Genomic DNA, 689 nt, shown 5'->3' on the forward strand with positions numbered 1-689 from the left:
GTCCGCTCCCCAAACCAAGCCCAGTACGCCCGGTTCTCGCCTCGTGCGCGCGGCCAGTACGTCACCGGCGGCTTGGGTTGCCAGCCCGGCGGCGGCCCGATCAGCACTGCCCAGCTGTCGGTGGAATCCGCCACACTGGTGACGACAGCACTCTTGCCGCTCTGGTCGGCATACGCCGCCGCAAACGCGGCATTGACGGCAAAGCTGGCTGCCCGCGCCGGCCCTTCCATGTGCTCCGCCACGCTATACACGTTGGCAATCTGGTCCAGGTCAGGCCACTGCTGGTGAATAGCGGCGCGCAACGGCCGCATCAAGGAAGTGACATTGTCGGCATGCTTTGGCACGTCGTAGTAGACGCGTTCGACCGGATGCTGTTCTGCCGCCTGCGCTTGCACTGCTTGCATGAGACCGATCCACGCGCCGCCGGGATTGGCGGCCTTGTTGCCGATGGCGCCTTGGTGTTGATGCGGGGTGTAGATCGAGGCCAGTGCTGTGTAGCCCCAATCGGCGCTCGGGTGGCCGAGGATCAGCAGGGCCGTGTTTTCGTTGGTCTGCTCGCCCATGGGGTAGTTGGGCGCGTCTACGTTCCATACCCACGCTAGCTTGTCGGGGTGTTGTGCCAGGAACTTGAGGGCGTCTTGCAGGTTGTAGAAGCCGACGTTGGTGTCGCCTGCCGACACCGTGACGTT

The 689-nt window shown here is 64.4% G+C and carries 1 pseudogene; it reads right to left on the reverse strand.

From position 1 onward, the window contains the following. Window positions 1–689 (reverse strand): annotated as a pseudogene (locus A6M56_RS15545) (hypothetical protein); the annotation flags it as partial.

The organism is Ralstonia sp. RL, from assembly GCF_001683835.1.
In the GTDB taxonomy this organism is placed as follows: Bacteria; Pseudomonadota; Gammaproteobacteria; order Burkholderiales; family Burkholderiaceae; genus Ralstonia; species Ralstonia mannitolilytica.